The organism is Corallococcus sp. 4LFB (assembly GCF_046520365.1).
Taxonomy (GTDB): domain Bacteria; phylum Myxococcota; class Myxococcia; order Myxococcales; family Myxococcaceae; genus Corallococcus; species Corallococcus caeni.
This window is the reverse complement of the sequence record NZ_JBKGHJ010000062.1, coordinates 1-24,955: the sequence shown is the minus strand read 5'-3', so window position 1 is coordinate 24,955 and position 24,955 is coordinate 1. Positions and strand designations below refer to the sequence as shown.

The window sequence follows — 24,955 nt, the reverse complement described above, 5'->3', positions numbered from 1 at the left end:
CCTTCCAGGCCTCCGCCCGCGCCTGGAACCGGGCGCGCAACGTCTGCGCCTGCTCGCGCGCCTCGTCGCTCCAGCCGGGCTCGCCCTTCGCGGCCACCGCCTCGAACGCCGTGGCCGCGAGGAGCGTCAGCCCCAGCTCTCGCGCCATCACGGCCTGGTTCCAGCGCGCCTGCGGGTGCTCGGGCATGGCCTCGAGCGTGGCGTCCAGCAACGTCAGGGCTTCGTCGGAGCGGCCGCGCAGGATGGCGACGGCGGCCAGGTCGCTGTCCCGGTCCAACGACGGCGACGTGCGCGACAGGTACGCGAGCGCCTGCTCCGTGTCGCCGTGCAGCAGGTAGCTGACGCCCACGCCGTGCGTCTCCCCGCGCTCCTCCAGGCGGGACAGCGCGCCCAGGGGCACCGGCGGCGCCAGCGTGTCCCCGCCCCGGGGCGGCGCATGGGGGCGGTACCCGTCCGCGGCGGGGAGGCTCAGCCGCACCTCCAGGGGACGGTGGGGGGCGTCGGAGAGCCACAGCGCCGGGGTCTCCGGCCCTGTGTCTCGCTGCCTCCAGGCGCGCACGGCCACGAAGCCCAGCGCCATGCAGAGCGCCAGGGCCAGCAGGCCTCCCACGCGCGTCATGCCTTCGCGCCCCGGAAGGCGCGTGCCTCTGGGCGTTTGCCGCATGCCAGTCATCCGGGGCCTCCCGCGTGCCCCCGCACCATCTCCGCGGGTCCAGCGGGTCCCAGTCTAGGGGCAATGCCCCCGGGGATGACAGACCCGGGGGCCACCGGCGGTCGGCGGCAGGACGCCTACTCCACCTTCTGGGGAGCGCGCGTGGACTCCACCACCCGGTGGATGGGGTACAGCTCGCCCACCTTGAGGCTGTCGTCCAGGAACTGCCAGCGGCAGAAGCCGTCGTCCGAGTGCGGCTCCAGCAGGTAGGTGATGAGCGTGCCCGTGCGCTGGTCCGTGCCGACCAGGAGCGTGCCGGCCGGGAACTCCTGCTCGGAGCGCTCGGGGGCCACGGTGAGGATGGTCTCGAAGCGCACCGGCTTGGGCTTCTGGCTCAAGGGCACTTCGTCCTGGCCCGGGGGCGGCACGTTGGCGGCCACGTCCGGGCTGAAGGTCTCCTCCTTGCGCGCGATGCGGTAGCTGTCCACCTGGAAGCGCTGCGCCTTGGGCAGCTTCTCGTAGCGGATGCCGTGGCCGTCCAGGCGCGAGGCCAGCGACGCGGGCACCAGGTACCCGGCCGGCGTGCTCACCGACTGCGTGGGCACGAAGGTGCGGTGGTGCGGCGTCTTGTAGGCCTTCTTGCGCTTGCCCGGGTAGCGCCGGGCCTCGATGCTCGCCTCGTCGAAGGAGTGGATGACGGCGGTGTCGTTGTCCTGGACGTAGGCCGGGTAGTCGAACACCAGCGCGCCCTCCGCGTTGCGCTGGGCGACGCCGTAGTTGATGCCGACGAGCTGCTGCACGTCCGGGTTCTGGCCGCGCGCGATGATGGCGGCCTCCTCGAACTCGGTGGCGGCGCGGTAGCCCTTGGCGTAGCGGGCCGCGTCGCGAATGAGCTCCAGCACCCACGCGCGGATGACGGCGCAGCGGCGCGGGAAGTCGATGTAGCTGTACGTCTCCAGGAGCACGTCCAGCCGGCCCAGCAGGCCGCGGTAGTGGCTGCCGAAGCGGGGCAGGGCGGGGTAGGTGTGCCAGCCGGAGCGCGGGTCGCCCTCCTTGCGGAAGTTGCCGTACCAGAAGCTGTCGAAGCCGTGCTTCTTCTTCACCGCGGCGGACACGCGCTCGGCCAGCTCGCGGTTGAAGCCGCGCGAGGTGTGCAGGAGGGTCGCGTTGCCGTGCGGGATGTCGAAGGTCAGGTCGAAGCCGTGGATGCTGCCGTCGGTGGTGTGGCAGTCCACGAAGAGGTGCGGCCACCACGTCTGGTACAGCTTCGCCAGGGCGCGCGTCTCCGGCGCCTCCTGCTTCATGTTGTCGCGGTTGAGGTTCCAGCCCTCGCCCGTGTAGCGCATGCCCACGCCGCCGGGCGGGTTCACCTGGCCCTCCAGGTTCTTCAAATCCAGCGCGCGGTTGCCCTTGCTGATGCGGTCGTTGCCGTCCGGGTTGAAGTTGGGGACGAACACGATGCACAGCCGGTCCAGCAGCTTCTTGCCCAGGGACGTGAGCGTGAGGTCGCGCGCGAGCGCCTGGAGGGTCTCCTTGCCCTCCACCTCACCGGCGTGGATGTTGGCCTCCACCATCACGATGAGCTTCTTCTGCTTCTTCGCCAGCTCCGGCGTGAAGCAGTTGCGGTCGCTCAGGATGAGCGACATGAGCGGCTGGCCTTCACCGCTCTGGCCGAAGTCCACGCGCTTCGCGAGCTTGGTCTGGGCACACAGGGCGTCGACGAAGGCGACCACGTCGGCGCTGCGGGACGTTTCCTGGTAGTCGGTGGCTTCCGCGCGGGTGAGCAGCTTGGGAGTGGGCATAGGTGCCGCGCATCCGAGCGCTCCGGCCCTGCCGCGTCAAGCACGCGTGAAGTGGGGCCGCCTTGCCGCGCCGTGGCGGTGTCCCATATGAAACCCGACGGAAATCGTGCAGTGGAGGGGGCTTCATGATGCGGAGTGATCAGCGGCGCGGGAACGTGCTGGGTGCGCTGTTGCTGGGATGCGCGGCGGTGTGGGGGACGGGGTGCAAGAAGGAGCAGCCCCAGGCAAGCGCGCCCGTGGACGCGGGCGTGGTGGCCGTGGCCGACGCGGGAAGTCCTGACGCGGGGATGGTGGCGAAGGTGGTGAAGCCGCTGCGGTTCTCGGACGTGACGCTCAAGGTCCAGGGCAACCGCGTGGCGGTGACCTACACGCTGACCAACCCGGGGACGGCGCAGGGGCGTGGGGAGGCGTGCCTGTCGCTGCACGACGACCAGGGCATGGTCATCGAAGTGAAGCGCATGGGCGGCATCACCGTGAAGGGCGGGACGACGGACACGTTCGAGGACACGGTGCGCCTGGGCGACGCGTCCTGGAATCAGGCCCGGACCGTGATGCTCTACACGACCGCCGAATACGGCTGTTCCAACGGAGCGCCCCTGGCGACCAGCGAGCTGCTGCGCCTGCTGCCCTCCGGCCAGCCCGCGCCCGCGGACACGGCCCAGCCCCAGAGGCCGCGGGCCTCGGCGGCGACGGACTTCGAGGTGTCCAACGTCGAGATGCGCCAGGCCGGGCGGTCCGCCGATTACTTCGTCAAGTACACGGTGAAGAACGTGAGTGACCACCGGTCGTCGGGCTCGGGGTGCCTGCGGGCGTATGTGGGGCAGCAGCAGGAGAACATCCACCATGTGGAAGAGTCGCCCGAGGGAGACTTCAGCCTGGCCCCGGGGGCTTCGGAGACGCTCACGGAGTCCATCGTCTTCAACAACGACCAGAACTGGAACCGGGTGACGGTGATGCGTCTCTTCACCAGCCCCTTCGGCTGCGCGGACGAAGTGGACGCGGACAACGCCGGCTTCCAGTTCATGAAGCCCGAGTCCATCCGGGCGCCGGTGGAAGAGGTGGAGGTCGAGTCAGGGGCGGACGCCGAGGACATCACGGGGATGGACTCGAGCGACGCCGACGACCCGGAAGAGGAGCTCAATCACGAGCCGCCGGCTTCGGACGACGCGTCGCCGGAGACCCCTGGGAACTGAGGCCGAGCATGATGCACCCGGCGGACTTCAAGCGGTCCAGCGTCGAGGTCGACCCCGTCCAGGCACAGGCGGCCGGGGGCTGACAGGCAAGCGGCGCCCCGAAGCCTTCCGGGAAGAAACCCGGGACTTTGTCGGGGAGCAGGCGTGCCTACGTTTCACCCCAGAGGGCCGGGACCCTCGGGGAGACGACCATGTGGACACGCCACTTCAACGGGCTCGTCGTGCTGGGTGTGATTGGAACGGTGGGCTTCACGGCGGGCTGTAACGAGCGTCAGCAACAGACCGTCAACGAGAACGCCCGGCAGGTCGGGCAGGAGGTAGGCGAGGCCGCCAAGGACGTCCAGCACGGCGCCAGCGAGGCCGCGGAGAGCGTCCGCGAGTCCAGTCACGAGGCCGCCCAGGGCTTCCGGGAAGGCGTGGGCGGCTCCGGCGACACGGCCTCCGAGGAACAGAAGGCCGACGAGCGCAGCGGGGACGGGCCGGACATCGGCCGCAACCCGGGCGTCATCCACGACGGGGAAGGGCCGCTGGAAGAACACTGAGAGACGCACCGTGCCAGACGCGCCGCTGTCCCGGCGGTGTGTTTGAATGTGGACCATGGTCGCGGCCCCAGCCCTCCGTGGTCCCCCTGTGTCCTTCGTCCGGTGGCTGTTCCTCTTGCCGTGCCTGCTGACGGCGGCGTGTGTGACGACGAGCGAGGTGACCCGCGCCCCCACGCTGGAGGAGAAGTGCGACGGCGGGAGCGCCTGGGCCTGCGAGACCTGGGCGAAGCAGCTCCAGGTGGATGGCCGCACGGAGGAGGCGGACCGGGCCTTCGGGCTCGCGTGCGCGATGGGCTCCACGTCCGCGTGTCTGACGCAGGGCAAGGACCGGCTGGCGCGCGGTGACCTGGACGGCGCGGAGCCGCCGCTGCGCAAGGTGTACGACGAGGATTCGGAGGAGGCCGCGCTGGCGCTCGCGGACCTCCAGGACGCGCGCGGGGACGTCGCGGGCGCGGCGCACCTGCGCTACGAGGCGCTGGCCATCGACAAGTCGACGACGGAGTTCGCGCTGGGCTGGCGCGTCCCGTTCGACGGCGGGGTGGGCCTGGCGCTGGACGTGAACGTGCAGCCCATGGGGCTCAAGGCGCGGCGGTTGACCCTGGGCGCCAACATGGGCCTGGACGCGAAGCGGGTGTCGCTGAACGCCACCGTGGGCTACCAGCACTTCGTGACGAACTGGTTCGCGCCCTATGGCCGGGCGCTGGTGGGCCCGTACCTGGACAACTCGCGCTCGCGGCGCGCCCCCATCAACCTGGGGGCCGAGGTCGGCATGAAGTTCTTCGCCGGGCCCCTGGGCCATCTGGGCACCGGGTTTGGCACGTCGCTGGACGGCTCCACGTACTACTTCCTCGAAGCCGGGCTGGACTGGGTGCTGACGCTGGCGGTGCTCGCGCACCTGTGACGGCTCAGGTCACGCCCAGCTTGGGGCACACGTCGTTGAGCAGGCACTCCGAGCACTTGGGCTTCTTGGCCACGCAGGTGTAGCGGCCGTGCAGCACCACGGCGGGGCCGAAGAAGGTCCAGTCGTCCTTGGGCACCTGCTTCATCAAGTCGGACTCGATGGCCTCCGGCTTCTCCTGCTTCGTCAGGCCCAGGCGCTGGCTGACGCGGGCCACGTGCGTGTCCACGATGACGCCGGAGGCCTGCTGGAAGGCGGTGTTGAGCACGACGTTGGCCGTCTTGCGCGCCACGCCGGGCAGCTCCACCAGGGACTCCATGCGCGGCGGCACCTCTCCCTTGTGGGCGTCCAGCAGCGCGCGGCTCATGGCCTGCACCGTCTTGGTCTTCTGCTTGAAGAAGCCGGTGGGCTTGAGATCCTCCTCCAGCTCCGCGGTGTCCGCGTCCGCGAGGGCCTGGGGGCCGTCGTACTTCTTCCACAGCTCGGCGGTGACGCGGTTGACGCGCTCGTCGGTGCACTGCGCGGCCAGGATGGTGGCCACCAGCAGCTGGTAGGGGGTGTTCCAGTTCAGCTCGTACTTCGCGTCGGGATACTTCTCGCGCAGGCGTTCGAGCACCACGGGGACGAGGGCGGCGGGTTTCATGGGCGGGTCCTCACATCGACCGTTCGACGAGCGCCGTCAACTCCGCGTCGGTGAGCGGCAGCGGATTGCCCTTCATGCTGCTGGCGGCGCGGGCCTTGGTGACGAGGCCGGGCACGGCCGCGTCGGTGAGGCCCATGTCGCGCAGGCCCTGGATGCGCACGGCGTGGACCAGGTCCTTCACCCAGGCGATGCCGTCCTCGGCGCGGGCGTTGGACTGGCCGGTGAGCAGCACCGCCAGCTCACGGAAGCGGGGCAGGGCGGGGTGGTCCGGAGCACGGGAGCGCAGCGCCTCCAGGTTCACCTCCAGGGTGGCCCCGAGCAGCGCGGCGCACAGCGCGCCATGGGCCGCCCCGAGCATCCGCCCAGCGGCGCCGCGAAGCCATGCACCGCGCCCAGCCCGCGTTGCGAGGCACAGGCCGCCGAAGAGGCTGGCGAGGGCCAGGTCCTCGCGCTCCGCCGGGCCGGGGCCATGCAGCACCGCCTTGCGCAGGGAGCGGGCCGAGCGCTGCATGCCTTCGCGCGCGAGCGCATCCGTGAGCGGCTGCGCGCGGATGGACAGGAACGGTTCGATGAGCTGCGACAGCGCGTCCAGGCCGCCCGCCGCGAGCACGGCCGCGGGCGCGTGCTCCAGCAGGTCCGGATCCACCAGGGCCACGCGGGGGAGCATCATCGGGCTGCGCAGGCTGGCCTTCACGCCGGCCTCCTTCGAGCCCAGCACCGCGTTGCGCGTCACCTCCGAGCCGGTGCCCGCCGTGGTCGGCACGGCCACGAACGGCAGCGACGGCTTCGTCAGGGCCTGGCCCCGGCCGATGACCTCCAGGTAGTCCAGCGGGTCGCCCCCATTCGCGGCGAGCGCGGCGATGGCCTTGCCCGCGTCGAGCGCGCTGCCACCGCCGAGGGCGACCACGGCGTCACAGCCGGAGTCCACGGCGGCGGTGGTGCCTTCGCGCGCGAGGTCGACGGTGGGCTCGCCCGCGACGCGGAAGGAGGTGGAAGGGATGCCCAGCCGTTCAAGTCCCGCGCGGACGGGTTCGGCGCGGGCGGGGTTCGTGCCGGTGACGAGCAGGACCTTCCGGCCGCCGAGGCCTCGCACGAGGTCGGGGACTTCCCGGGCGCGGCCCGGGCCGAAGAGGACGCGGGTGGCGGTGGCGAACTCGAAGGGGGCGGACGCCATGTCACCAGGCCGCGTCGTCGGGGAAGCGGTTGGTGTAGCGGCGGGCGGAGCGGGGCTCGGCCATCATGGGGGCGACGGTGTCACGCCACGTGAGGTAGTGGGCGGTCTCCTTGTGCGCGGCGGGAGCGTCCGGGGTGCGGTAGGCCTCCACGAGGACGAAGCGGGTGGGGTCCTCGTTGTCCTGGCAGACGTCGAAGCGGGCGATGCCGGGCTCCTTCACGCTCTCGCGGGCGTTGGCGAGGGTGGCCTGGAGGAAGGCGTCGACGTGCTGGGGCAGCACGTGCACGTGGACATGGACGACGAGCAGGCTCGTGGGCATGGCGCGCACGGTAGCGCGGGCAACCCCGAGCGGAAACCGCTAGGGTTCCGGGCCGTTCACTCCCTCAATTTCGGAGCAAGACAGCGCATGGTCTCGGACCTCTTCGACGCGTCCCGCTGGCAGCCGGTGGAAGGCCACAAGTTCAAGGACATCACGTTTCACCGCGCGGTGGACCAGGGCACGGTGCGCATCGCGTTCAACCGGCCGGAGGTGCGCAACGCGTTCCGTCCGAAGACGGTGGACGAGCTGGCCCGGGCGCTGGAGGCCACGCGCTTCATGACGGACGTGGGCGTGGTGCTGCTCACGGGCAACGGGCCGTCGCCGAAGGACGGCGGGTGGGCGTTCTGCTCGGGCGGCGACCAGCGCATCCGCGGCAAGGACGGCTACAAGTACGAGCCCGGAGAGGACGCGGCGGACCCGGCGCGGCTGGGGCGGCTGCACATCCTGGAGGTGCAGCGGCAGATCCGGTTCATGCCGAAGGTGGTGATGGCGGTGGTGCCGGGCTGGACGGCGGGTGGCGGGCACAGCCTGCACGTCGTGTGTGACCTGACCATCGCGAGCAAGGAACACGGGATGTTCAAGCAGACGGACGCGGACGTGGCCAGCTACGACGCGGGCTACGGCTCCGCGCTGCTGGCACGGCAGGTGGGACAGAAGCGGGCGCGCGAAATCTTCTTCCTGGGTCAGGCCTACACGGCGGACGAGGCGTTCCAGATGAACGCCATCAACAAGTCGGTGCCGCACAAGGACCTGGAGAAGGTGGCGCTGGAGTGGGCGGCGGAGATCAACACCAAGAGCCCCACGGCCATCAAGATGCTGAAGTATGCCTTCAACCTCCCGGATGACGGTCTCGTGGGCCAGCAGCTCTTCGCCGGTGAAGCCACGCGTCTGGGTTACGGCACGGAAGAGGCACAGGAAGGCCGCGACGCGTTCGTCCAGAAGCGCAAGCGCGACTTCAAGCGCTTTCCCTGGACGTACTGAGTAGACGGCTTCCTGCGTTGGCGCTCCCGCTCAGATGTTGATGCGGGAGCTGACTGTGCGCACGTCCAGGCCCAGGGCCGCGAAGTCCGCAGCATGGGCCCGGAGCAGCTCCAGAAGTCGGGGATGCACGTCTTCCTCTTCGTTGGACAGGATGAAGCCGTAGTTTGTCTTGGACAACATCCAGGAGATCCACAGCATCTCCGTCGCTTCGTCCGGCGTGGGCGCGACGTCCAGGTCCTCCTCCGTGGACAGCGCGCCTCCCTTGCCCCAGCGCAATCCAAGACATGAGTACAGGACTTCGCCCGCGTCCTCCCACTGGAGGTTGTTCGCCCAGGCGTGCCGGAACGTTGCGAAGAAGATGACGTAGCGACACAGACTCTTCAGCGCCTCTATCTCGCCGGGCTGGGGCGCATCCGTCCGTGTCACCGCGCTCACGGCCCTGGCGGCCGGCTCCGCGACCTTCGCTCCCAGGTCCATGCGCTCCGAGCGCACGAACCACGGCGCTTCCTTGCCCGGCACCCGCGCGCGCAGGTAACGGCAGACGAACGCTGGCGCTGAATGCGCCACCAGGTCGTCCGAGAACCGGTGCACCTCCTGCCACTGCGCTTCAATCTGTGCGCTGTGCTCCGCGAAGAACGCGTCGACGTGCTCCCCGAGCAACTTCCAGAACAGCTGCCCCGCATGCGCGTAGCGGTGCCCCTCGCAGACCGGCGTCGCGGGCGCGAAGCCCTTCCAGTCGTAGCTGCCCAGCAAGTGCTCCAGCCGCTGGTTGATGCTCCTCTCCGTCAACGCACTGGCCCGCGAGATGTATCCCGTGGGCCCCACCAGGAACCCGTTGGCGGCGTGGTTGATCAACACCACCTCACGCAGGTGCGGCATCAGCAGCCAGCGCAAGGGATTGCGCCGCAGGTTGCGGTGCGCGGCGATGGCGTATTGCTCCACGTTGAAGTGGCACTGCCCCAGGTGGTTGCCCAGCTCCACGTCCAGCGTCGCGCTCACGCGCGCCATCCGCTTCGCCGCCTCCCAATCCGTGCCATCCGCGGGCGTGAACGTCCGGCGCGTCACCGGCGAGCCGGGCGCCGTCGCTCCGGGCTCCCGCATCCCCAGGATGATCCGCTGGGGCATCAGCTTGCCGTCCACCAACCGCAGCCGGAGGTCCACGTCCGGCAGGCAGTGCACGCCGTCCTGCTCATACGCATTCCACGGCAGGTACAGCCGGAACGCCTGCGCATCCTCCGGGTCACGGTCCAGGACGCTGGAGAACATCCCGTTGAGCAGCCGCTCCCCGAACCAGGCGTCACTCCGCGAAGAGCCCGGCGACTCCCGCTCCATCCGGACCGTCGTCGTCTCCGGGTAGTCCGCCTGGATCTGCGCGAGGGTTGGCGCCTGTCCCATGCGGATCCGCAGCTGGTGCTGCCGCTTCACCAGCTCGATGGGCGCGACCGCCTTGAGCATGGCCAGCGCACGTCCCGGCGCGTACGCCGTCGGCGGCGTGCCTTCCTCCACCACGAGCAGCCGCGCCAGCGGCGTCGAAGGGTCGTATTCCCAGTAGGGCAGCCGGAGCGTCCCGAAGTCGTACTCGTGCCCGCCGTGGTCGTCCGGTCCCCGCTCCGAGCCGATGCGCTTCCACGTCTCCACCACGCGGCCGTCCTGGCGGAACGTGTGCTGCGGTTCGAAGAAGCGCAGCTCCAGGTCCGGCAGGTCGCCTTCACCCGCGTCCGCCGGGTCGTAGCGGAGCTCGAACGCACCATCCGGGCCCGTGAAGGCCTCGCCCAGGAAGTCGTCCGGCGTGCCGAGGTCCCGGTCCCATAGCTCCACCTTGATGTGGTGCAAGGGGATGGGCCCCTGCGGTCCGTCCTGCTCGAACACGAGCCGGCCCCGGGCCCGCGCGGGCAGGGTGGCGGTGTCCCTCAGCGCCCGCGGCGCTCGCACCTGCTGGACCAGGTTGCGGCTCACCGCCAGCCGCTCCTTCAATCCAAGCCCCGCGTACCACCGGGCCAGCTCCTCCGCCTCCAGGAGCGGCGGCTCCCCGGCCCTGGATGAGAACCCCAGGGAAGTCAGCAGCCGGCGCCACGCGGTAGGCATCAGCTCCGCGCCTCAACAGGGGAACGACGGGAAGCGGGCTTCATCGCGCCGGAAGGTAGCATGCCTGCGGTAATCCCATACTCGCTCCGTCGCCCCCGTGGGCAGGCGGCTATCGGATCCACGGCATCTCGCTCCCGTCACCTGCTCCGCATGAGCTGTGACGCCGCCGCACGTTGTCCGCCCCGCTTCTACCGGCGTACCTTCCGCTTCACGTGGTAGTGGGGGAATCCATGAGTACCGATTACACGCTAACGATTCGCACGAGCTCGAAGCTCGGCGCGGGAACCAACTCGGACATCTCCGTGGTCCTGGTGGGCACGAAGGGCGAGAGCCAGCGGTACCCGCTGGACAAGCGCTTCCACAACGACTTCGAGGCCGGCGCGGTGGACGCCTACACCGTCAAGGCCGAGGACCTGGGCGACCTGCTCCTGCTCCGGTTCTCCAACGCCGGCGGGGGCGTCTCCAGCGACTGGCTCCTCGACTCGGTGACCGTCACCACGACGGGGAGGCACTGGTTCTTCCCGTACTACCGCTGGGTCCTGGGCAAGTCCTCCGCGGAGGTCCTCGAGGGCACCGCGCGGCTGCCCCAGCAGGTCCGGCACGAGCGGGAGCAGGTGGCCCGGAACGACCTGCTCCTGGCCCGCCAGCGCATGTATCCCTGGCGCCCCGCGGAGGCGACCGCCGGGCTGCCCGGGGCGCTCGACATCTCCGAGGCGCGGCCGCTGCCGAAGGACGAGCTCTACCGGGGGCTCGTGGACGGCAGCTACGAGGTCGTCATCGCGAAGACGCTCGCGGCCATCAAGCTGCATATGCCCGTGCTGAGCAAGGCGTGGAACGGCCTCGTGGACATCTTCGACTTCTTCAAGGGCCTGGAGCTGCCCACGCTCGCGAAGCGCTGGCAGGACGACGCGGAGTTCGCCCGGCAGGCCGTGCAGGGCATCAGCCCCGTCCACATCCAGTCCATCACCGCGCTGCCGGAGGGCATGCCGCTCCAGGACAGCGAGCTGCGCGGGCTGCTGTCTCCGGGCACGACGCTCCAGCAGGCGCTGGCCGGCAAGCGCGTCTTCCTGCTCGACTTCGAGATCCTGGGCGACGTGCCCATGTTCAAGAAGACCGACAAGGATGGCGTCGAGGAGCGCCGCTGGGCGCCCGCGTCCCGCTGCCTGCTGTACCTGGATGACACCCAGCAATTGCGGCCCATCGCCATCCAGCTCGGCCGCGACCCGGCGCTGGATCCGGTGTTCACGCCCAATGACAGTCCGCACGACTGGCTGGCCGCGAAGATCTACCTCCGGTGCAGCGAGGGCAACACGCACCAGATGGTGGGCCACGCGCTCAGGACCCACTTCATCGCCGAGCCGTTCGTCATGGCGACGATGCGCAACCTCCCGGATCCGCACCCCGTCTACAAGCTCTTGCGCCGCCACTTCCGCTACACGCTCGCCATCAACGACGGCGCCCGGAAGGGCCTGCTCGCCGAGGGCGGCGTGTTCGACGACCTCATCGCCACCGGCGGCCCCGACCAGGGCCACGTGTTCCTGGGCAAGAAGGGGTACAAGGCCTGGACGCTCGCGGACAACAAGCCGCGCCCGGACATCGAGCGCCGTGGCGTGCTCGACCCGGCGGTGCTCCCGCACTACCCGTACCGCGATGACTCGCTGCTCCTGTGGGACGCCATCGAGGAGTACGTCGGCGGGGTGCTGGGGCACTTCTACACGTCGGACGAGGACCTGGTGCGCGACACCGACATGCAGCGCTGGTGGAAGGACCTCACCGAGCACGGCATGTCCGTGGAGAAGCTGCCCTGCGCGGAGCTGAAGCGCGTCGCCGACCTCACCGACATCCTCACCACCGTGCTCTTCACGGTCAGCGTCCAGCACGCGGCGGTGAACTACCTCCAGTACGAGCACTACGCCTTCGTGCCCAACGCACCGCTGTGCATGCGTCAGGCGCCGCCTCGCAAGAAGGGCGTCCTGGGGGAGAAGGACCTCGACGCGATGATTCCTTCCAAGACGCAGATGCTCTGGCAGGTGGCGGTGGGCCGCGCGCTGTCCAGCTTCGGGGACGACGAGGAGTACCTGCTCCACGAGGGCGGCTGGCGCGAGGACTACTTCCAGGAGCCGGAGCTGCTCGCCATCCGGGACCGCTTCCACTCGCGCCTGCGCGCGCAGAGCGAGGCCGTGAAGGCGCGCAACGCGAAGAGCGCGGTGCCCTACACCGTCCTGCAGGCCGACCGCATCCCCTGCGGCATCACCGTCTAGCGCCGTCAGGAGACTCCGCCCGTGCCCAACGCTCTTTCTCGCGGCATCTTCAACCTGTTCTTCGGCGCGAAGCGCAAGCCGTTCGCGTCGCTGCCCGGCCCCCCACCGGGGATCCTCGGCACCGCCGGGGACTTCCTGGGGGCGTCTCCCTGGGACGTCTGCGCGCGCTATGGCCGCGAGTACGGCGGCGTCACCCTCATCTGGATGGGGCCCAACCCCGGGCTGGTGCTCAACGACCCGGCGCTCATCGCGGAGGTCTACGAGTCCCCCCGCCGGATGGAGTTCGAGAAGGGGAACATCAGCGAGCAGATCCGCCCCTCGACGACGGACGACACGGCGTTCACGGCGGAGCTGCGCGGGGACTGGGTCCAGAAGCGCGCGTTGGAGCCCTCCGCGCAGGCGTGGGCTCCGGAGGCGCTGGCGGACCTGGTGGGCCCCATGCAGGCGGCCGTCTCCGAGTCCGTGGATGCGCTGCTGAAGCAGGAGCGCATCGACGACCTCGCGTCCGTGCTGCGGCGGCTGACGTTCGACGCGTTCTCGGTGGCGCAGGTGGGGGAGAAGCTGCCGGATCAGGTGTTCGAGGACTTCATGCTGCTGGCGAAGGCGGCGGATGCGCGCATCCAGTCGAAGCTGCCGCTGAAGTTCGTGAAGCCGCCCAAGGACTTCGACGCGACGAAGGCGCGTTTCTACGGGCACTTCGTGGACCGCATCCGCGAGGCTCGCAAGCGCCAGGACCCGCGTGCCGTGGACCTCATGTCGCGCTACGTGCGGGAGACGCCGGGCATCGATGATCAGGTGCTGGCGCACATGCTCGGGGGCACCTACTTCGGCGGGGCGTTCTCCTCCAGCGTCACGCTGGTGGGCGCCTTTCACCAGCTCAACAAGTACCCCCAGGCCGAAGCGCGCCTCGCGGTGGAGGCGTCCTCACTGGTGGCGGACGGCCCGCTGACCTCCGGGAAGCTGGAGGGCGCGAAGTGGGCGGAGGCCGTGGCCTATGAGGCGCTGCGCATCCTGCCGGCGGTCCGGGTGATGACGCGCACGCCGTCAAAGGACGCGCGGCTGGCCGGCGTCACGTTGCCGGCGGGGTCGATGATCATGATCTCGAACCAGCACCTGCACCGCGACCCGAAGCACTGGGAGGACCCGGACACGTTCAAGCCGGAGCGCTGGCTGGACGGGGGCGCGGCGCGAGACCCGCTGGGGAGCGGCTATTTCTTCCCGTTTGGGCGCGGGCCGCGCGCGTGCGTGGGCGCGGACTTCGCGATGGTGTACCTGAAGACGGCGCTGACGACGATGGCCTCCCGCGTGAAGGTCCACCTGGATTCGACGGAGCCCTTCGAGGAGGGCTTCTTCTTCGGCGTGGTGCTGCCCAAGGGCGTCACCGGGAAGCTCATCCCCCGGACGGCCAGTCGTCACAGGACGTGCAGGCTCGGAGCGCCTAAGCCGCGTCGTGGAAGATGATCCCCGCAGTGTGCCTCTGTCCGGAGCGCACGAGGCCGACACGAATTGGCGGCGATTTCGACGTGCAAAAGCGTAAGCGCGACTTCAAGCGGGTTCCCCGGACATGCTGCGCAGTCTAGTCTGAACTTCAACTTGACGGTGTGAGCGGTGAATGCTGGTCGTACCTGCTGTTGGGTATGGCGCAAGGATGGAGGTCGATGTGCGTGGCTCTTCAAAGTATCCGAAGGATTTGGTTTCAGCCTTTCTCAAGAGAGAGGCCTTGTCGCGCGCAATTTGGGGGATAACCGGACTTAGGATTGGTGAGAAGATCGATTCTCCCCCACCCATAAATCAATCAGCTCTAGAGTTGATTGTGGAAATTATGTTTTTTGCGTCCATGGCAGTGGAAGAGGGCCATGTCCAACCGGTCGGTGTCGTATTCGCGGAAAGACGCGAGGAATTTGAGAGTTCACACTGGAGTTTTATCGCATTCAGCGAGCCGCGGGTGTTTGCCGTAGGGGAGATTGCCAAGCTCGCCGCAGTCCCTGATTTCCCCAGGTCTCTTTTGGCTGTCATGCCCGGCGATCAGGGATTGTCTATTGTGGGCGTCGCATCTCCGGGTGGGCAAAGTCTATTTCGAAAAGACGATTTGATTCGTGTGTTGGCACCAGATCCAGGTGTCCTGGTTCTGGGGCGCGGCGCACGCGAAGTCGCTCGATATGTGAGAGGTCAGATTCTTGACCAGCCTCCATATTACTGGGGACATAGGGACGGTCAGGAACAACGGCAGTTGCTTTCCATCGCAGCTTCGCTTGGCCCTCTCGCGCCAGACTCTCAGGACGGCCGCAGCGCCGCTATAAAGGCGTATCTCCAGGGACAACTCGTGTTTAATCAGATACTCCATGTTGTCTCCGAGATGAGTCGGCTCCGACATGGTGGGATTGTTGCCATCCTTGGTCCAAACGATGATGCCCAAGTGCTGCTGGCAAGGTCGCGCGCCTTGGAGTTGCCTATGGAGTATGGGGCAGTTGTGCGCGACCAGTTGAGGGCGGAGAGTGATTGGGTTAGAGGCGGAGATTGGGAGAAGTTTAAGAACGGTGCGTTGGTAGAGAAGCTTGGCTGGATGCGTCGGCAGATCGTTGGGTTTACGGCTGTGGATGGGGCGGTCCTATTGAGTCACTCACTGCAGGTTCTCGGATTCGGGGTGAAACTGCCTGTTCCGCCTGTGCTCCCAGATGTTGTTCAAATTGGTTCAGATGGAACACCAGGGGGTAGATGGCCGCTTGAAATTCGCGGTACTCGGCACGCTGCGGCGGCCAGCTTTGCAGAGCAGCATCCTGACGGCGTGGCCTTTATTGTCTCTCAAGATGGTGATGCGGCGGTGTTTCAGTCAGTGGGGGCACATGTTGTTTATTGGCCCTTGGGGGTGCCGCTAGGTGATATGAGAGTGAGTTGATGTTTGTGGTCAGTTGCTTGGAAGTCTGGTTTTGTGGATGTTTGCTGTGCATGATGTCGGATGTTTTTTTGGCCGTTTGCATGCTTATGTTTGAGGTCTACGCCGCGTCGTGGAAGATGATCCCCGCCGTGTGCCTCTGTCCGGAGCGCACGCGGCTGACACCGTGCCGGAGGTTGACGCGGTAGGTGCCTCGCGCGCCCTGCACCGGGCGGTGATGCACCGCGAAGACGACCGCGTCTCCCTGCCGCAGCGGGACGACCTCCGCGCGTGACTGCATGCGGGGCCGCTGCTCCGTCAGCACGAACTCGCCGCCCGTGAAGTCCCTGCCGGGTTCGGAGAGGAGGATGGCCACCTGGAGCGGGAAGACGTGCTCGCCATACAGGTCCTGGTGCAGGCAGTTGTAGTCGTCCACGCCGTAGCGCAGGAGCAGGGGAGTGGGCCGCACCTGTCCCGCTTCGTGGCAGCGCGCGAGGAAGTCCGCGTGCGCGTCCGGATACCGCACGTCGATGCCCATGGCCGTGTTCCAGCGGTTCGCGATGGGCGCGAGGCACGGGTACAGCGTCGTGCGCAGCTCCGTCACGACCTCCGGCAGCGGATGATCGAAGTACTTGTATTCACCCCGGCCAAATCCATGTCTTGCCATCACCACGCGGCTGCGAAACGTATCCTCCACGTCGTAGAGCAGCGCCAATGCCTCGCACTCCTCGGGCGTGAGCAGGTGCTCCAGCACCGCGCACCCACGGGCGTCCAGCTCCCGGCCCACTCCCTCCCAGTCCATCGCGCGCACCCGTACCGGGACCCCCGCCACGGGACGGACCGCGAGCGCACCTCCGCGTCGTGCACTCATCCCTGGGCCCCTCGCTTGAGCCCATCACGCCGGGAGGACTCCGCCTCTCGCTCCAGCAGCGTGCGCTTGCGCTCCACGCCCCAGCGATAGCCAGACAGCGCACCGTCATTGCGCACCACCCGGTGACACGGAATCACCACCGCCAACGCATTCGCGCCACACGCCTGCGCCACGGCGCGCACCGACTTCGGTGCGCCAATCCGCTCCGCGATGTCCGTGTAGCTCGCCGTCTTCCCCGCCGGGATCTCCCGCAGCGCCTGCCACACGCGCTGCTGGAACGCCGTGCCCCGCACGTCCAGCGGCAGGTCCAGCCCCACGCCCGGCGCCTCCACGAAGCCCACGACCTTCGCCACCAACTGCTCGAACGTCGCGTCCCCGCCCACCAGCGTCGCCTGCGGGAAGCGGTCCTGGAGGTCCTTCGCCAGCGCGTCCGGATCATCCCCCATCAGGATGGCGCACACGCCCCGGTCGCTCGTCGCCACGAGGATGGGCCCCAGCGAGCACTCCGCGATGGCGAAGCGGATCTCCGTGTTCGCGCCCCCAGCGCGGAAGTTCGTCGGCGTCATGCCCAGGACCTGGCTGGAGGTTTCGTAGAAGCGGCCGCTGGAGTTGAACCCGGCGTCGTAGATGGCCTCGGTGACGGAGCCGCGCTTCGTCAGGCCCGTGCGGATCCGCTCCGCCCGCTGCGCCGCCGCGTAGCCCTTGGGCGTCAGCCCCGTCACGGCCTTGAACACGCGGTGCAGGTGATAGGGAGACAGCCCCGCGCGCTCCGCCAGTTGCTCCAGGCTCGGCATCTCCTCGGACGCCTGGATGAAGCGGCACAGCTCGGCCACCCGGTCCGCGTGCTTCACGGCGAGCGAGGGCTCCCCTGGCTTGCAGCGCCTGCACGCGCGAAACCCCGCCTGCTCCGCAGCCTCCACTGACGCGTGGAACCCCACGTTCTCCGGCCGGGGCGTCCTCGCGCCACACGACGGACGGCAGAACACGCCCGTCGTCCGCACGGAATAGAAGAAGCGCCCATCCGCCGCCGCGTCCCGAGCGACGACCGCCGCCCAGCGCGGGTCGCCCACCGTCGCCGCCGCGAGGACTTCCGTCTTCGTCGCCATGCCCTGCCTCCCTTCGAGCGCGGTCCCCATGACCACGCTGGGAAACCTAACCCCCCGTCTCCAGGCCAGCACTCCGCGCCTTGCGGTCGAATTCGAGCACCGCCCCGCGCCCCGGAAAAAGCCACCCCGGAGCGCGGGAGAAGCACCGCCGCTGCCCGCAGGCGTCCACGAGCCGGCGCTCCGGCCGCTGCTCCCAGCCGCGTCCGTGGAAGGCGGCGCCCACCACCAGCGGCATCGTCACCGTGGCCTCTCCGTACACCATCTGCTCGTGCACGGTGGACACCTTGCCCCAGCTGCTGGCCTCGCGCAGCGTGGAGCCGGACAGCGCGCCGTCTCGCTCGTCCGCCACCGTGAGCTGCACCGCGTACTTGTGCATGGCCACCGGCTGCTCCACGAAGTCCGCCGCCACCACGATGTCCTGGGCGAAGTTCTTCGGCACGCCGCCGCCCACCATGAACAACCCCGAGTCCTCCATCCGCAGCCGGCACCGCGTCAGCTCCAGGAAGTCCCTCGCGCTGTCGATGGACACCCGCGGCTTCCCCGCCCGGTGCCACTGGTGGTGCACCAGCCCGAACCCCGCCGAGCAGTCGCTGAACGCCGGCACGAAGATGGGCACGCCCATTTCATGCGCCGCCAGCACCACGCTGTCGCGCGTCCTGCCGTGCTTCACCAGGTGCCGGCCCATCTCCCCGATGAACTCGCGCGACGAGTACGGACGCGGCTCCAGCTCCGCCGCGATGCGCGCGATGGTGGCGTCGCACTCGCGCAACTCGTCCTCGTCGATGTACGTGTCGTAGATGCGGTCGATGTGCAGCTCGCGCAGCGCGTTGTCGTCCGCGTCCGCCCGGCCCTTGTAGTGGCGGAAGCCCAGGGCCTCGAAGAAGTCCTGGTCCACGATGAGCGCCCCGGTGGAGACGATGGCGTCCACCATCCGGTGACGCACCATGTCCACCACCACCTGCTTCAGGCCGGCGGAGAACAGGCTGCCGGCGAGGCAGAGGATGACGCCGCACCGCTCGTCACGGAGCATGGCGTCATAGAGCCCCGCGGCGCGGCTCAGGTTGCGCGCCTGGAAGGCCATGTGCCCCATGGCCTCCACGAGCGGCCGCACGTCCAGGGCCTTGATGTCGATGTGCTGGATGGGAGCGCGAAGCAGCCCGGTCTTGCTGGGAGTGTCTGTCACGGCGGGTGTACCCCGACGGCCTGTGATGGAGGTCGGGAGGCCCTGGGCCGACAACAAGCGCCACCCGAGACGTCCTACGGTCCGGCCTCGGCAAGAGGGGGGACCGCCATCGGAGACGTCAGGTGGCGTGCGACCCGTGCTCCCTAACACGCCCGCCAGCCGGGTGCGAGCAATGCGTGGCGGCGCGCCCGCGTATGACGTGAGAGGATGCCGCACCCAGTTCCTCCTTCCCATGAGCAAGCCATGTCCCACCTGCGTCTGATGTGGAAGCGCTCCCGTCTGTTCTGGCCCACGCTGGCCGCGTGCGCCGCGCTCCCCGCCTGGGCCGCCCCCGCGCCATCGCCGTCCCCAACGCCGGCTTCGAAGCCGCCGCCTCCACCGGCCTTCCCCAGGGCTGGACCGCCTCCGGCCAGGGCAAGGTGTCCGCCCGCGGCGACGCGAAGGCGGAGGGCAGCCGCAGCCTTGTGATTGAGAGCCCCCAGGGCGGCGCGGAGACCACCGTCACCTCCGAGCCCGTGAAGCTCCAGGTGGGCCGCCTCTACCGGCTCTCCGCCTGGGTCCGCACGAAGGGCGTGCAGGCGGACGCGCAGGCCCGCTACCCCACGGCGCTGGGCGCGTGTCTGTCCATGCAGAGCTTCCCGTTCACCAACTGCTCGCCGCCGCAGGGCGCGGACCAGAGCGGCCGCGTGCAGGTGCTGTTCTTCGCCACCGCGTCCACGGACCGCGTGCGCGCGCACCTGGGCCACAACGGCAAGGCCACCGGCACCGCGTGGTTCGACGACGTGAAGCTGGAGGAGGTCAACGACGTCACCGCGTACGTCCCCATGGAGAGCGTGCGCTGGGCCGGCAAGGGCTTCCGCTACGACGACGGCGGCTGGGTGTACGTGCACATCGAGGGCGAGCCCTACGAGCGCGGCCGGCAGTACGGCGAGCTCGTGTCCCAGGAGATCGTCCGCTACATCGAGAAGCTGGGCATCCAGAAGGACAAGGCGGACGCCGCGAAGGGCTGGGCGCAGGTGCGCCTGCTCGCGGACTCGCTGTTCCTGCGCCGCTTCGACCCCGAGTACCTGGAGGAGATGAAGGGCATCGCCGACGGCGCCAACAAGGGGGGCGCGAAGTTCAAGGGGCCGGACGGCAAGGAGCGCGACCTGGACGTGCTGGACGTCGTCGCCATCAACTCCGCCGTGGACCTGGGCCAACTGGACGAGGCCAACCGCGTGACGGCGTCCCCGCTCACGGGCCGCACCTTCCTCAAGGGCGAGGACGAGAACGGCCGGGCGGGGGAGGGTGACCACTGCTCGTCGTTCGTCGCCACCAAGTCCGCGACGAAGGACGGCCGCGTCGTCATGGGGCAGATCTTCATGTGGAACGGCTACACCGGCGTCCACTGGGACGTGGTGCTGGACGTGCAGCCCACCAAGGGCCACCGCTTCGTGATGCAGACCTTCCCGGGCGGCATCCACAGCGGCGCCGACTGGATGCTCAACGACGCGGGCATCGTCATCGGTGAGACGACGGTGGGCCAGACGCCCTTCAACATCGACGGCACCCCGCAGAGCAACCGCATCCGCAAGGCCGTGCAGTACGCGAACTCCATCGACGACGTGGAGCGCATCCTCAAGGACCGCAACAACGGCCTCTACACCAACGACTGGACGCTCGCGGACACCAAGACGGACGAGGGCGCGTGCCTCCTGCTGGGCACCGCGAAGACGCGCCTGTGGCGCACCGGCAGCAAGGGCAAGCCCTCCGACACGCCCGGAAACCTCAAGGACTTCATCTGGGCCAACAACAACAACCGCGACCCGGAGGTGCGCAAGGAGTCCATCCCCAACGCGAGCAACGCCCCGGTGGACCTGGCCTTCAACACCTGGAACCGCGACATCGCCTTCCAGGAGTTCTACGCGAAGTACGGCAAGGGCGGCTTCGACGTGGACAGCGCCACGCGGATGATGGCCTCCAGCCCCATCAACCGCCCCCACGCGTGTGACGGGAAGATCACCACGTCGGAGATGACCGAGAAGCTGATGTTCCTGGCCCACTTCGGCAAGACGACGCTGCGCGAGAAGATGGTGGGCAGCCGCTGGATTCCGGACCTGCCCGGCGCCACGCCGCACCTGTCCCTGGGCTACACCGCCTTCAGCCCCATCTACGTGGCGGACCAGCTCAAGGCCGCGAAGGCGAAGCAGAAGCCGGAGCCCAAGGCGGACACCCAGCCCAAGCGCGACTTCGCCCGGGTGAAGGACGCGCTCCGCTTCGACGAGAAGAAGCTCTGGTCCAACACGGTGTTCCCCGCGACGGACGCGGACAACTGGTTCGGCAGCGGGTCCGCCGCGTACTGGACCCTGCTCCGGGACCTGCCGGAGGGGGATGACCTGTCCAAGGCCTTCGACACGCAGCGCGACGCGCTGGCGGAGCTCAACGCCCGCTACCTCTACGTCACGGCCCGCGAGGGCGACGTGGTGCCCACCGCCGCGCGCACGGACTACGGCCGCTATGGCCAGTACGCGGTGCCGCGCATCAAGGGCACGTACCTCTTGCACCAGCTGCGGCTGACCCTGGGCAACGCGAAGTTCGCCAGGGTGATGGACGCGGTGCACGGGAAGTTCGCCAACAAGAAGCTCACCACGCAGGACTTCATCCGCACCGCGTCCGGGGCCGCGGGCCAGGACGTGGGCCCGCTCGTGAAGCAGTGGGTGGAGCGCGGGGGCCTGCCCGCGCCGCGGCTCACCACGCGCGCCCAGAAGGCGAAGGAGGGCTACGAGGTGACGCTGAAGGTGGACCAGTCCGGGACGCCCTGGCGCTTCGCCACGCTGGTGGAGGTGCAGACGGAGAATGGGAGCGTGCTGGAGCGCGTGGAGGTGAAGGGCGCGAGCGACACCTTCACCGTGAAGGTCGCGGACCGGCCGGTGCGCGTGGTGTTCAACGTGGGCAACGACATCCCCGTGGCCCGCGAGCGCTACCAGACCCTGGCCAACACGCTGGACGACTGGGAGAAGCTCCTCTTCGTCTACGGCTCCGCGCACCAGGTGGAGTCCATGCGCACGCTGGCGACGAACTACCGCGAGCAGCTGGCGGACGCGTCCCCGGAGAAGCTGGCCCCGCTCAAGCCGGACGCGGAGGTGACGGACGCGGAGCTGGCGGACCGCGACCTCGTCGTCTTCGGCGGCCTGGAGGACAACGGGCTCCTGGCGCGGCTGGCGGCGGAGAAGAAGCTGCCGGTGGAGCTGGGCCGGCGCTACTTCCGGTGGCAGGGCAAGACGTACGGCCGCGCGGATGACGGCCTGGCCATGGCGCTGCCCAACCCCTGGAACCCGAAGCGGACGCTCTACCTCTTCGTCGCCAACAGCGGCCTGGAGCTGTGGCACATGACGCGCTCCTTCCAGCGCGGCCTCCAGAGCTGGGCCCTGTTCCGCGCGGGAGAGGTGAGCGGCAAGGGCTTCCACGCCGCCGACGGCCTCACCCAGGAGCTGTCCGTGGACCTGCCCGCCCCCAAGCTGGGCATGCTCACGCCCTGAGCCGCTGAACTGAAGACCGGATGCCCCAAGCAAGGGCCGGCGGTGCGCACTCCCGCCGGCCCTTCTTGCGCCCGCCTGCCGGTTCCCCTCTGAGAACCCCGGTCGATTTGACTCCGGTGCGGAGAGGGTTAAATCTCTCTTCAGGAAATGAATCGAGATTCAAAATCTGAGGCGCCCGTCAAACGGCTGCGCTCGCGCATGAAGGAAGCCACCGCCGACGCCATCCTGTCGGCGGCCGCGGGGGTGTTCGCCCGGGACGGCCTGCACGCGGCGAAGATGGAGTCCATCGCCGAGCAGGCAGGCGTGTCGGTGGGGACGCTCTACAACCACTTCACCGACCGCGCGGCCCTGCTGGACGCGCTGCGCGTGAAGCGGCGGCAGGTGATGCTGGACCGGCTGGACAAGGCCCTGGCGCCCGTGGCGGAGCGGCCCGCGCGCGAACAGCTGCGCGCCTTCGTGACGGCGGTGTTCGCCCACGCGGCGGAGCAGGACGCGTTCGTCCGGGTGCTGGTGCAGCTGCCGGAGGACCCCGCGCGCAAGAGCCGCATGGTCGCGGAGCTCCACCGGCGCCTGACGGTCATCCTCGACCGGGGCATCCAGGCCGGAGACGTCCGCGCGGAGGGCCGCGCGCTCTATCCGGCGCTCTTGATGGGAATGGTGCGCGGCGCCCTGGACCGCCTGCGCGAGGACGACGCCGCGAACCTTCCGGCAGCCGCCTGGGCGGAGGAGATCCTCCGCGTCTTCTTGAAGGGCATCGAGGTCGACTGACAATGGCGACAGCCGTCGCGACACCGGAGGTCCTGGCGCCAGCAACGCCCAGGGCCCCCGTCAACAAGTGGCTCGTCACCCTGTCGGTGACGTTCGGCACGCTGATGGGCGCCATCGACTCGTCCATCGTGAACGTGGCGCTGCCGCAGATCCGCGGCGCCGTGGGCGCCACGGTGCAGGAGATCACCTGGGCCACCACGGGCTTCGTCATCGCCACGGTGATGGTGATGCCGCTCACGGGCTTCCTGGGCCGCATGTTCGGCCAGAAGCGCGTGTACCTGGCGTGCCTGGTGCTCTTCGTCGCGGGCTCGTTCTTGTGCGGGCTCGCGTGGAACCTGCCCACGCTGGTGCTCTTCCGCTTCCTGCAGGGCCTGGGCGCGGGCGCGCTCCAACCCACCGAGCAGGCCATCCTGAGGCAGACGTTCCCGCCCAGGGAGCAGGGCACGGCGATGGCCATCTTCGGCATGGCCGTGATGGTGGGCCCGGCCATTGGCCCCACGCTGGGCGGCTACATCGTGGACAACTGGCACTGGTCCTGGATCTTCTTCATCAACGTGCCGGTGGGCATCCTGGGCTTCTTCATGGTGGCCCGCTTCGTCCAGGAGGACGACCAGCTGCGCGCCACCGCGCGCCGGGAAGCCGAGCAGCAGCGCAAGCACATGGACTGGGCGGGCATCACGCTGCTCTGCATGGGCCTGGCCACGCTCCAGTACTTCCTGGAGGAGGGGCAGGCGGATGACTGGTTCGCGTCCCCCGTCATCGTCATCTGCGCGCTGCTCTCCGCCACGTGCCTCATCGCCTTCGTCATCCGCGAGCTGACCGCGGTGGCGCCCGCGGTGAACCTGCGCCTGTTCAAGGACCCGGTGTTCGCGTCCGGCACGCTCCTGGGCGCGCTGGTGTTCGCGGTGCTCATGGCCAGCATGTTCCTGCTGCCGGTGTTCATGCAGGAGTTGCTGGGCTTCACCGCGACGCAGTCCGGCTTCTCGCTGATGCCGCGCACGCTGGTGATGATGTTGATGATGCCCATCGTCGGGCGGCTGTACGGCAAGGTGCCAGCGCGGGTGCTGGTGGGAATCGGCATCGTGTTCGCGGGCTTCGGCGCCTACGAGATGAGCCACTTCTCGCTCGCGACCGGCTCCCGCGACATCATCGCGGCCATCGCGCTGCAGGGCGTGGGCTTCAGCCTGATGTTCGTGCCGCTCAGCGCCACGGCGCTCGGCAGCATCCCGCGCGAGCGGATGGCGGACGCGACGGGCCTCAACTCGCTGCTGCGCCAGATTGGCGGCTCCGTGGGCCTGGCCATCTTCACCACGCTCCTGTCGCGCTACAGCGTGCTGTCCAAGGCCTCCATCGCGGCGCACCTGTACCCGGAGCGGTGGGAGGTGGCCAGCCGCATGGCCGCCACCCAGAAGGGGCTCATGCAGCACGGCCTGGACGCCGCGAGCGCCAGCATGGCCAGCCTCCAGCTGATGGTGGGCAACGTGTCGCGCCAGGCCATGGTGCTCGCGTTCGACAAGCTCTTCGTCCTGGCGGCGCTGATGTTCGTGGTGGTGCTGCCGCTCATCTACTTCCTCAAGGACCCCCCGAGCCTCGGGGGTTCCCACGAGAAACCCCACATCGACGTGGAGATTTAAGACATGGCAACGACAACGACAGCTCCCCAGCTCGTCCCCGAAGCGGCGCCCGCGCCGGCCGCCGCGGCGCAGGCGAAGCGCGGCAAGCGGGGCTTCCTCATCCTCGGCGTCGTCGTGGCCGCCATCCTGCTGGCCATTGGCGGCTTCAAGGTCGTCACCGCCGGGCAGGAGACCACCGACGACGCGCAGGTGGAGGCGGACGTGGTGCCCCTGGCCTCGCGCGTGTCCGGCCCCGTGGTGAAGGTGTCCGTGCGGGACAACGCCACCGTGCACCAGGGGGACGTGCTCCTTCAAATCGACCCGCGGCCGTACGAGGCGCGCGTGAAGCAGGCGGAGGCGGAGCTGGAGTCCGCGCGCGCCCAGGCGGCCGCGGCGGACGCGCAGGCCACGGTGGCGGAGGCCGGCGCGAAGGGCGGCCTGTCCAGCGCGAAGGCGCTCGTGTCCACGAGCACG

19 protein-coding genes and 1 pseudogene are annotated in these 24,955 nt (G+C 69.1%); 11 read left to right on the top strand and 9 right to left on the bottom strand.

Going from position 1 to position 24,955, the window contains the following annotated elements; all coding sequences use genetic code 11:
• Positions 1-619: pseudogene (locus ACLEQD_RS09775) on the bottom strand (hypothetical protein); the annotation flags it as partial.
• A 170-nt stretch (positions 620-789) separates the two neighbouring features.
• On the bottom strand, positions 790-2,454 hold the full coding sequence (locus tag ACLEQD_RS09770) for a M14 family metallopeptidase (protein WP_410383236.1): 1,665 nt from the start codon (positions 2,452-2,454) through the stop codon (positions 790-792).
• A 125-nt stretch (positions 2,455-2,579) separates the two neighbouring features.
• Here ACLEQD_RS09770 and ACLEQD_RS09765 point away from each other — a divergent pair, with 125 nt between their 5' ends.
• The 3 genes from ACLEQD_RS09765 (at position 2,580) to ACLEQD_RS09755 (ending at position 5,090) form a co-directional block, all read left to right on the top strand.
• Positions 2,580-3,647, top strand: a complete 1,068-nt coding sequence (locus ACLEQD_RS09765; RefSeq protein WP_410383235.1) for a hypothetical protein — start codon at positions 2,580-2,582, stop codon at positions 3,645-3,647.
• 191 nt (positions 3,648-3,838) lie between these two features.
• A complete protein-coding gene (locus ACLEQD_RS09760; protein WP_410383233.1) occupies positions 3,839-4,189 on the top strand; it encodes a hypothetical protein in 351 nt (116 codons plus the stop codon).
• An 88-nt stretch (positions 4,190-4,277) separates the two neighbouring features.
• Positions 4,278-5,090: a hypothetical protein gene (locus ACLEQD_RS09755; protein WP_410383232.1), complete on the top strand. Its 813-nt coding sequence runs from the start codon at positions 4,278-4,280 to the stop codon at positions 5,088-5,090.
• A 4-nt stretch (positions 5,091-5,094) separates the two neighbouring features.
• On the opposite strand, the gene nth is transcribed toward ACLEQD_RS09755, so the two are convergent.
• The 3 genes from nth to ACLEQD_RS09740 are packed head-to-tail and all read right to left on the bottom strand — an operon-like array spanning position 5,095 to position 7,223.
• Entirely contained in the window at positions 5,095-5,730 is a 636-nt protein-coding gene (gene nth / locus ACLEQD_RS09750; protein WP_410383231.1) for an endonuclease III, read from the bottom strand.
• A 10-nt stretch (positions 5,731-5,740) separates the two neighbouring features.
• A complete protein-coding gene (locus ACLEQD_RS09745) occupies positions 5,741-6,904 on the bottom strand; it encodes an iron-containing alcohol dehydrogenase (protein ID WP_410383230.1) in 1,164 nt (387 codons plus the stop codon).
• 1 nt (position 6,905) lies between these two features.
• Positions 6,906-7,223 carry a putative quinol monooxygenase gene (locus ACLEQD_RS09740; protein WP_410383237.1) on the bottom strand — a complete coding sequence of 106 codons (318 nt, stop codon included), beginning with the start codon at positions 7,221-7,223 and terminating at the stop codon, positions 6,906-6,908.
• An 87-nt stretch (positions 7,224-7,310) separates the two neighbouring features.
• On the opposite strand from ACLEQD_RS09740, the gene ACLEQD_RS09735 reads away from it, so the two are divergent.
• Complete coding sequence (locus ACLEQD_RS09735; RefSeq protein WP_120554826.1) at positions 7,311-8,204, top strand: 1,4-dihydroxy-2-naphthoyl-CoA synthase; 894 nt, start codon at positions 7,311-7,313, stop codon at positions 8,202-8,204.
• A gap of 30 nt (positions 8,205-8,234) precedes the next feature.
• On the opposite strand, the gene ACLEQD_RS09730 is transcribed toward ACLEQD_RS09735, so the two are convergent.
• Entirely contained in the window at positions 8,235-10,289 is a 2,055-nt protein-coding gene (locus ACLEQD_RS09730) for a lipoxygenase family protein (RefSeq protein WP_410383229.1), read from the bottom strand.
• Positions 10,290-10,519: 230 nt separating this feature from the next.
• On the opposite strand from ACLEQD_RS09730, the gene ACLEQD_RS09725 reads away from it, so the two are divergent.
• The 3 genes from ACLEQD_RS09725 to ACLEQD_RS09715 all read left to right on the top strand — a co-directional run bounded on the left by ACLEQD_RS09725 (position 10,520) and on the right by ACLEQD_RS09715 (position 15,446).
• Positions 10,520-12,550: a lipoxygenase family protein gene (locus ACLEQD_RS09725; RefSeq protein ID WP_410383228.1), complete on the top strand. Its 2,031-nt coding sequence runs from the start codon at positions 10,520-10,522 to the stop codon at positions 12,548-12,550.
• Positions 12,551-12,571: 21 nt separating this feature from the next.
• The gene (locus ACLEQD_RS09720) at positions 12,572-14,011 is read left to right on the top strand and encodes a cytochrome P450 (RefSeq protein WP_410383227.1); all 1,440 of its coding nucleotides are present in this window, start codon (positions 12,572-12,574) and stop codon (positions 14,009-14,011) included.
• 151 nt (positions 14,012-14,162) lie between these two features.
• A complete protein-coding gene (locus tag ACLEQD_RS09715; RefSeq protein WP_410383225.1) occupies positions 14,163-15,446 on the top strand; it encodes a putative sensor domain DACNV-containing protein in 1,284 nt (427 codons plus the stop codon).
• Positions 15,447-15,543: 97 nt separating this feature from the next.
• Here the strand turns inward: ACLEQD_RS09715 and ACLEQD_RS09710 are convergent, their stop codons facing one another.
• The 3 genes from ACLEQD_RS09710 to ACLEQD_RS09700 form a co-directional block, all read right to left on the bottom strand.
• Positions 15,544-16,224 carry a 2OG-Fe(II) oxygenase gene (locus tag ACLEQD_RS09710; RefSeq protein ID WP_410383224.1) on the bottom strand — a complete coding sequence of 227 codons (681 nt, stop codon included), beginning with the start codon at positions 16,222-16,224 and terminating at the stop codon, positions 15,544-15,546.
• A gap of 65 nt (positions 16,225-16,289) precedes the next feature.
• Positions 16,290-17,399 (bottom strand): bifunctional DNA-binding transcriptional regulator/O6-methylguanine-DNA methyltransferase Ada, encoded by a 1,110-nt coding sequence (gene ada, locus ACLEQD_RS09705; protein WP_410383223.1) that lies wholly within the window; start codon positions 17,397-17,399, stop codon positions 16,290-16,292.
• 46 nt (positions 17,400-17,445) lie between these two features.
• On the bottom strand, positions 17,446-18,582 hold the full coding sequence (locus ACLEQD_RS09700) for a 1,9-bis(guanidino)-5-aza-nonane synthase (RefSeq protein ID WP_410383222.1): 1,137 nt from the start codon (positions 18,580-18,582) through the stop codon (positions 17,446-17,448).
• A gap of 302 nt (positions 18,583-18,884) precedes the next feature.
• Here ACLEQD_RS09700 and ACLEQD_RS09695 point away from each other — a divergent pair, with 302 nt between their 5' ends.
• The 4 genes from ACLEQD_RS09695 to ACLEQD_RS09680 all read left to right on the top strand — a co-directional run.
• Positions 18,885-22,100: a C45 family autoproteolytic acyltransferase/hydolase gene (locus ACLEQD_RS09695; RefSeq protein ID WP_410383221.1), complete on the top strand. Its 3,216-nt coding sequence runs from the start codon at positions 18,885-18,887 to the stop codon at positions 22,098-22,100.
• A 198-nt stretch (positions 22,101-22,298) separates the two neighbouring features.
• Positions 22,299-22,868: a TetR/AcrR family transcriptional regulator gene (locus ACLEQD_RS09690; RefSeq protein WP_410383220.1), complete on the top strand. Its 570-nt coding sequence runs from the start codon at positions 22,299-22,301 to the stop codon at positions 22,866-22,868.
• A gap of 2 nt (positions 22,869-22,870) precedes the next feature.
• On the top strand, positions 22,871-24,502 hold the full coding sequence (locus ACLEQD_RS09685) for a DHA2 family efflux MFS transporter permease subunit (RefSeq protein ID WP_410383218.1): 1,632 nt from the start codon (positions 22,871-22,873) through the stop codon (positions 24,500-24,502).
• Positions 24,503-24,505: 3 nt separating this feature from the next.
• Positions 24,506-24,955: biotin/lipoyl-binding protein (locus ACLEQD_RS09680; RefSeq protein ID WP_410383217.1), on the top strand; the 450-nt coding region annotated here is incomplete at its 3' end.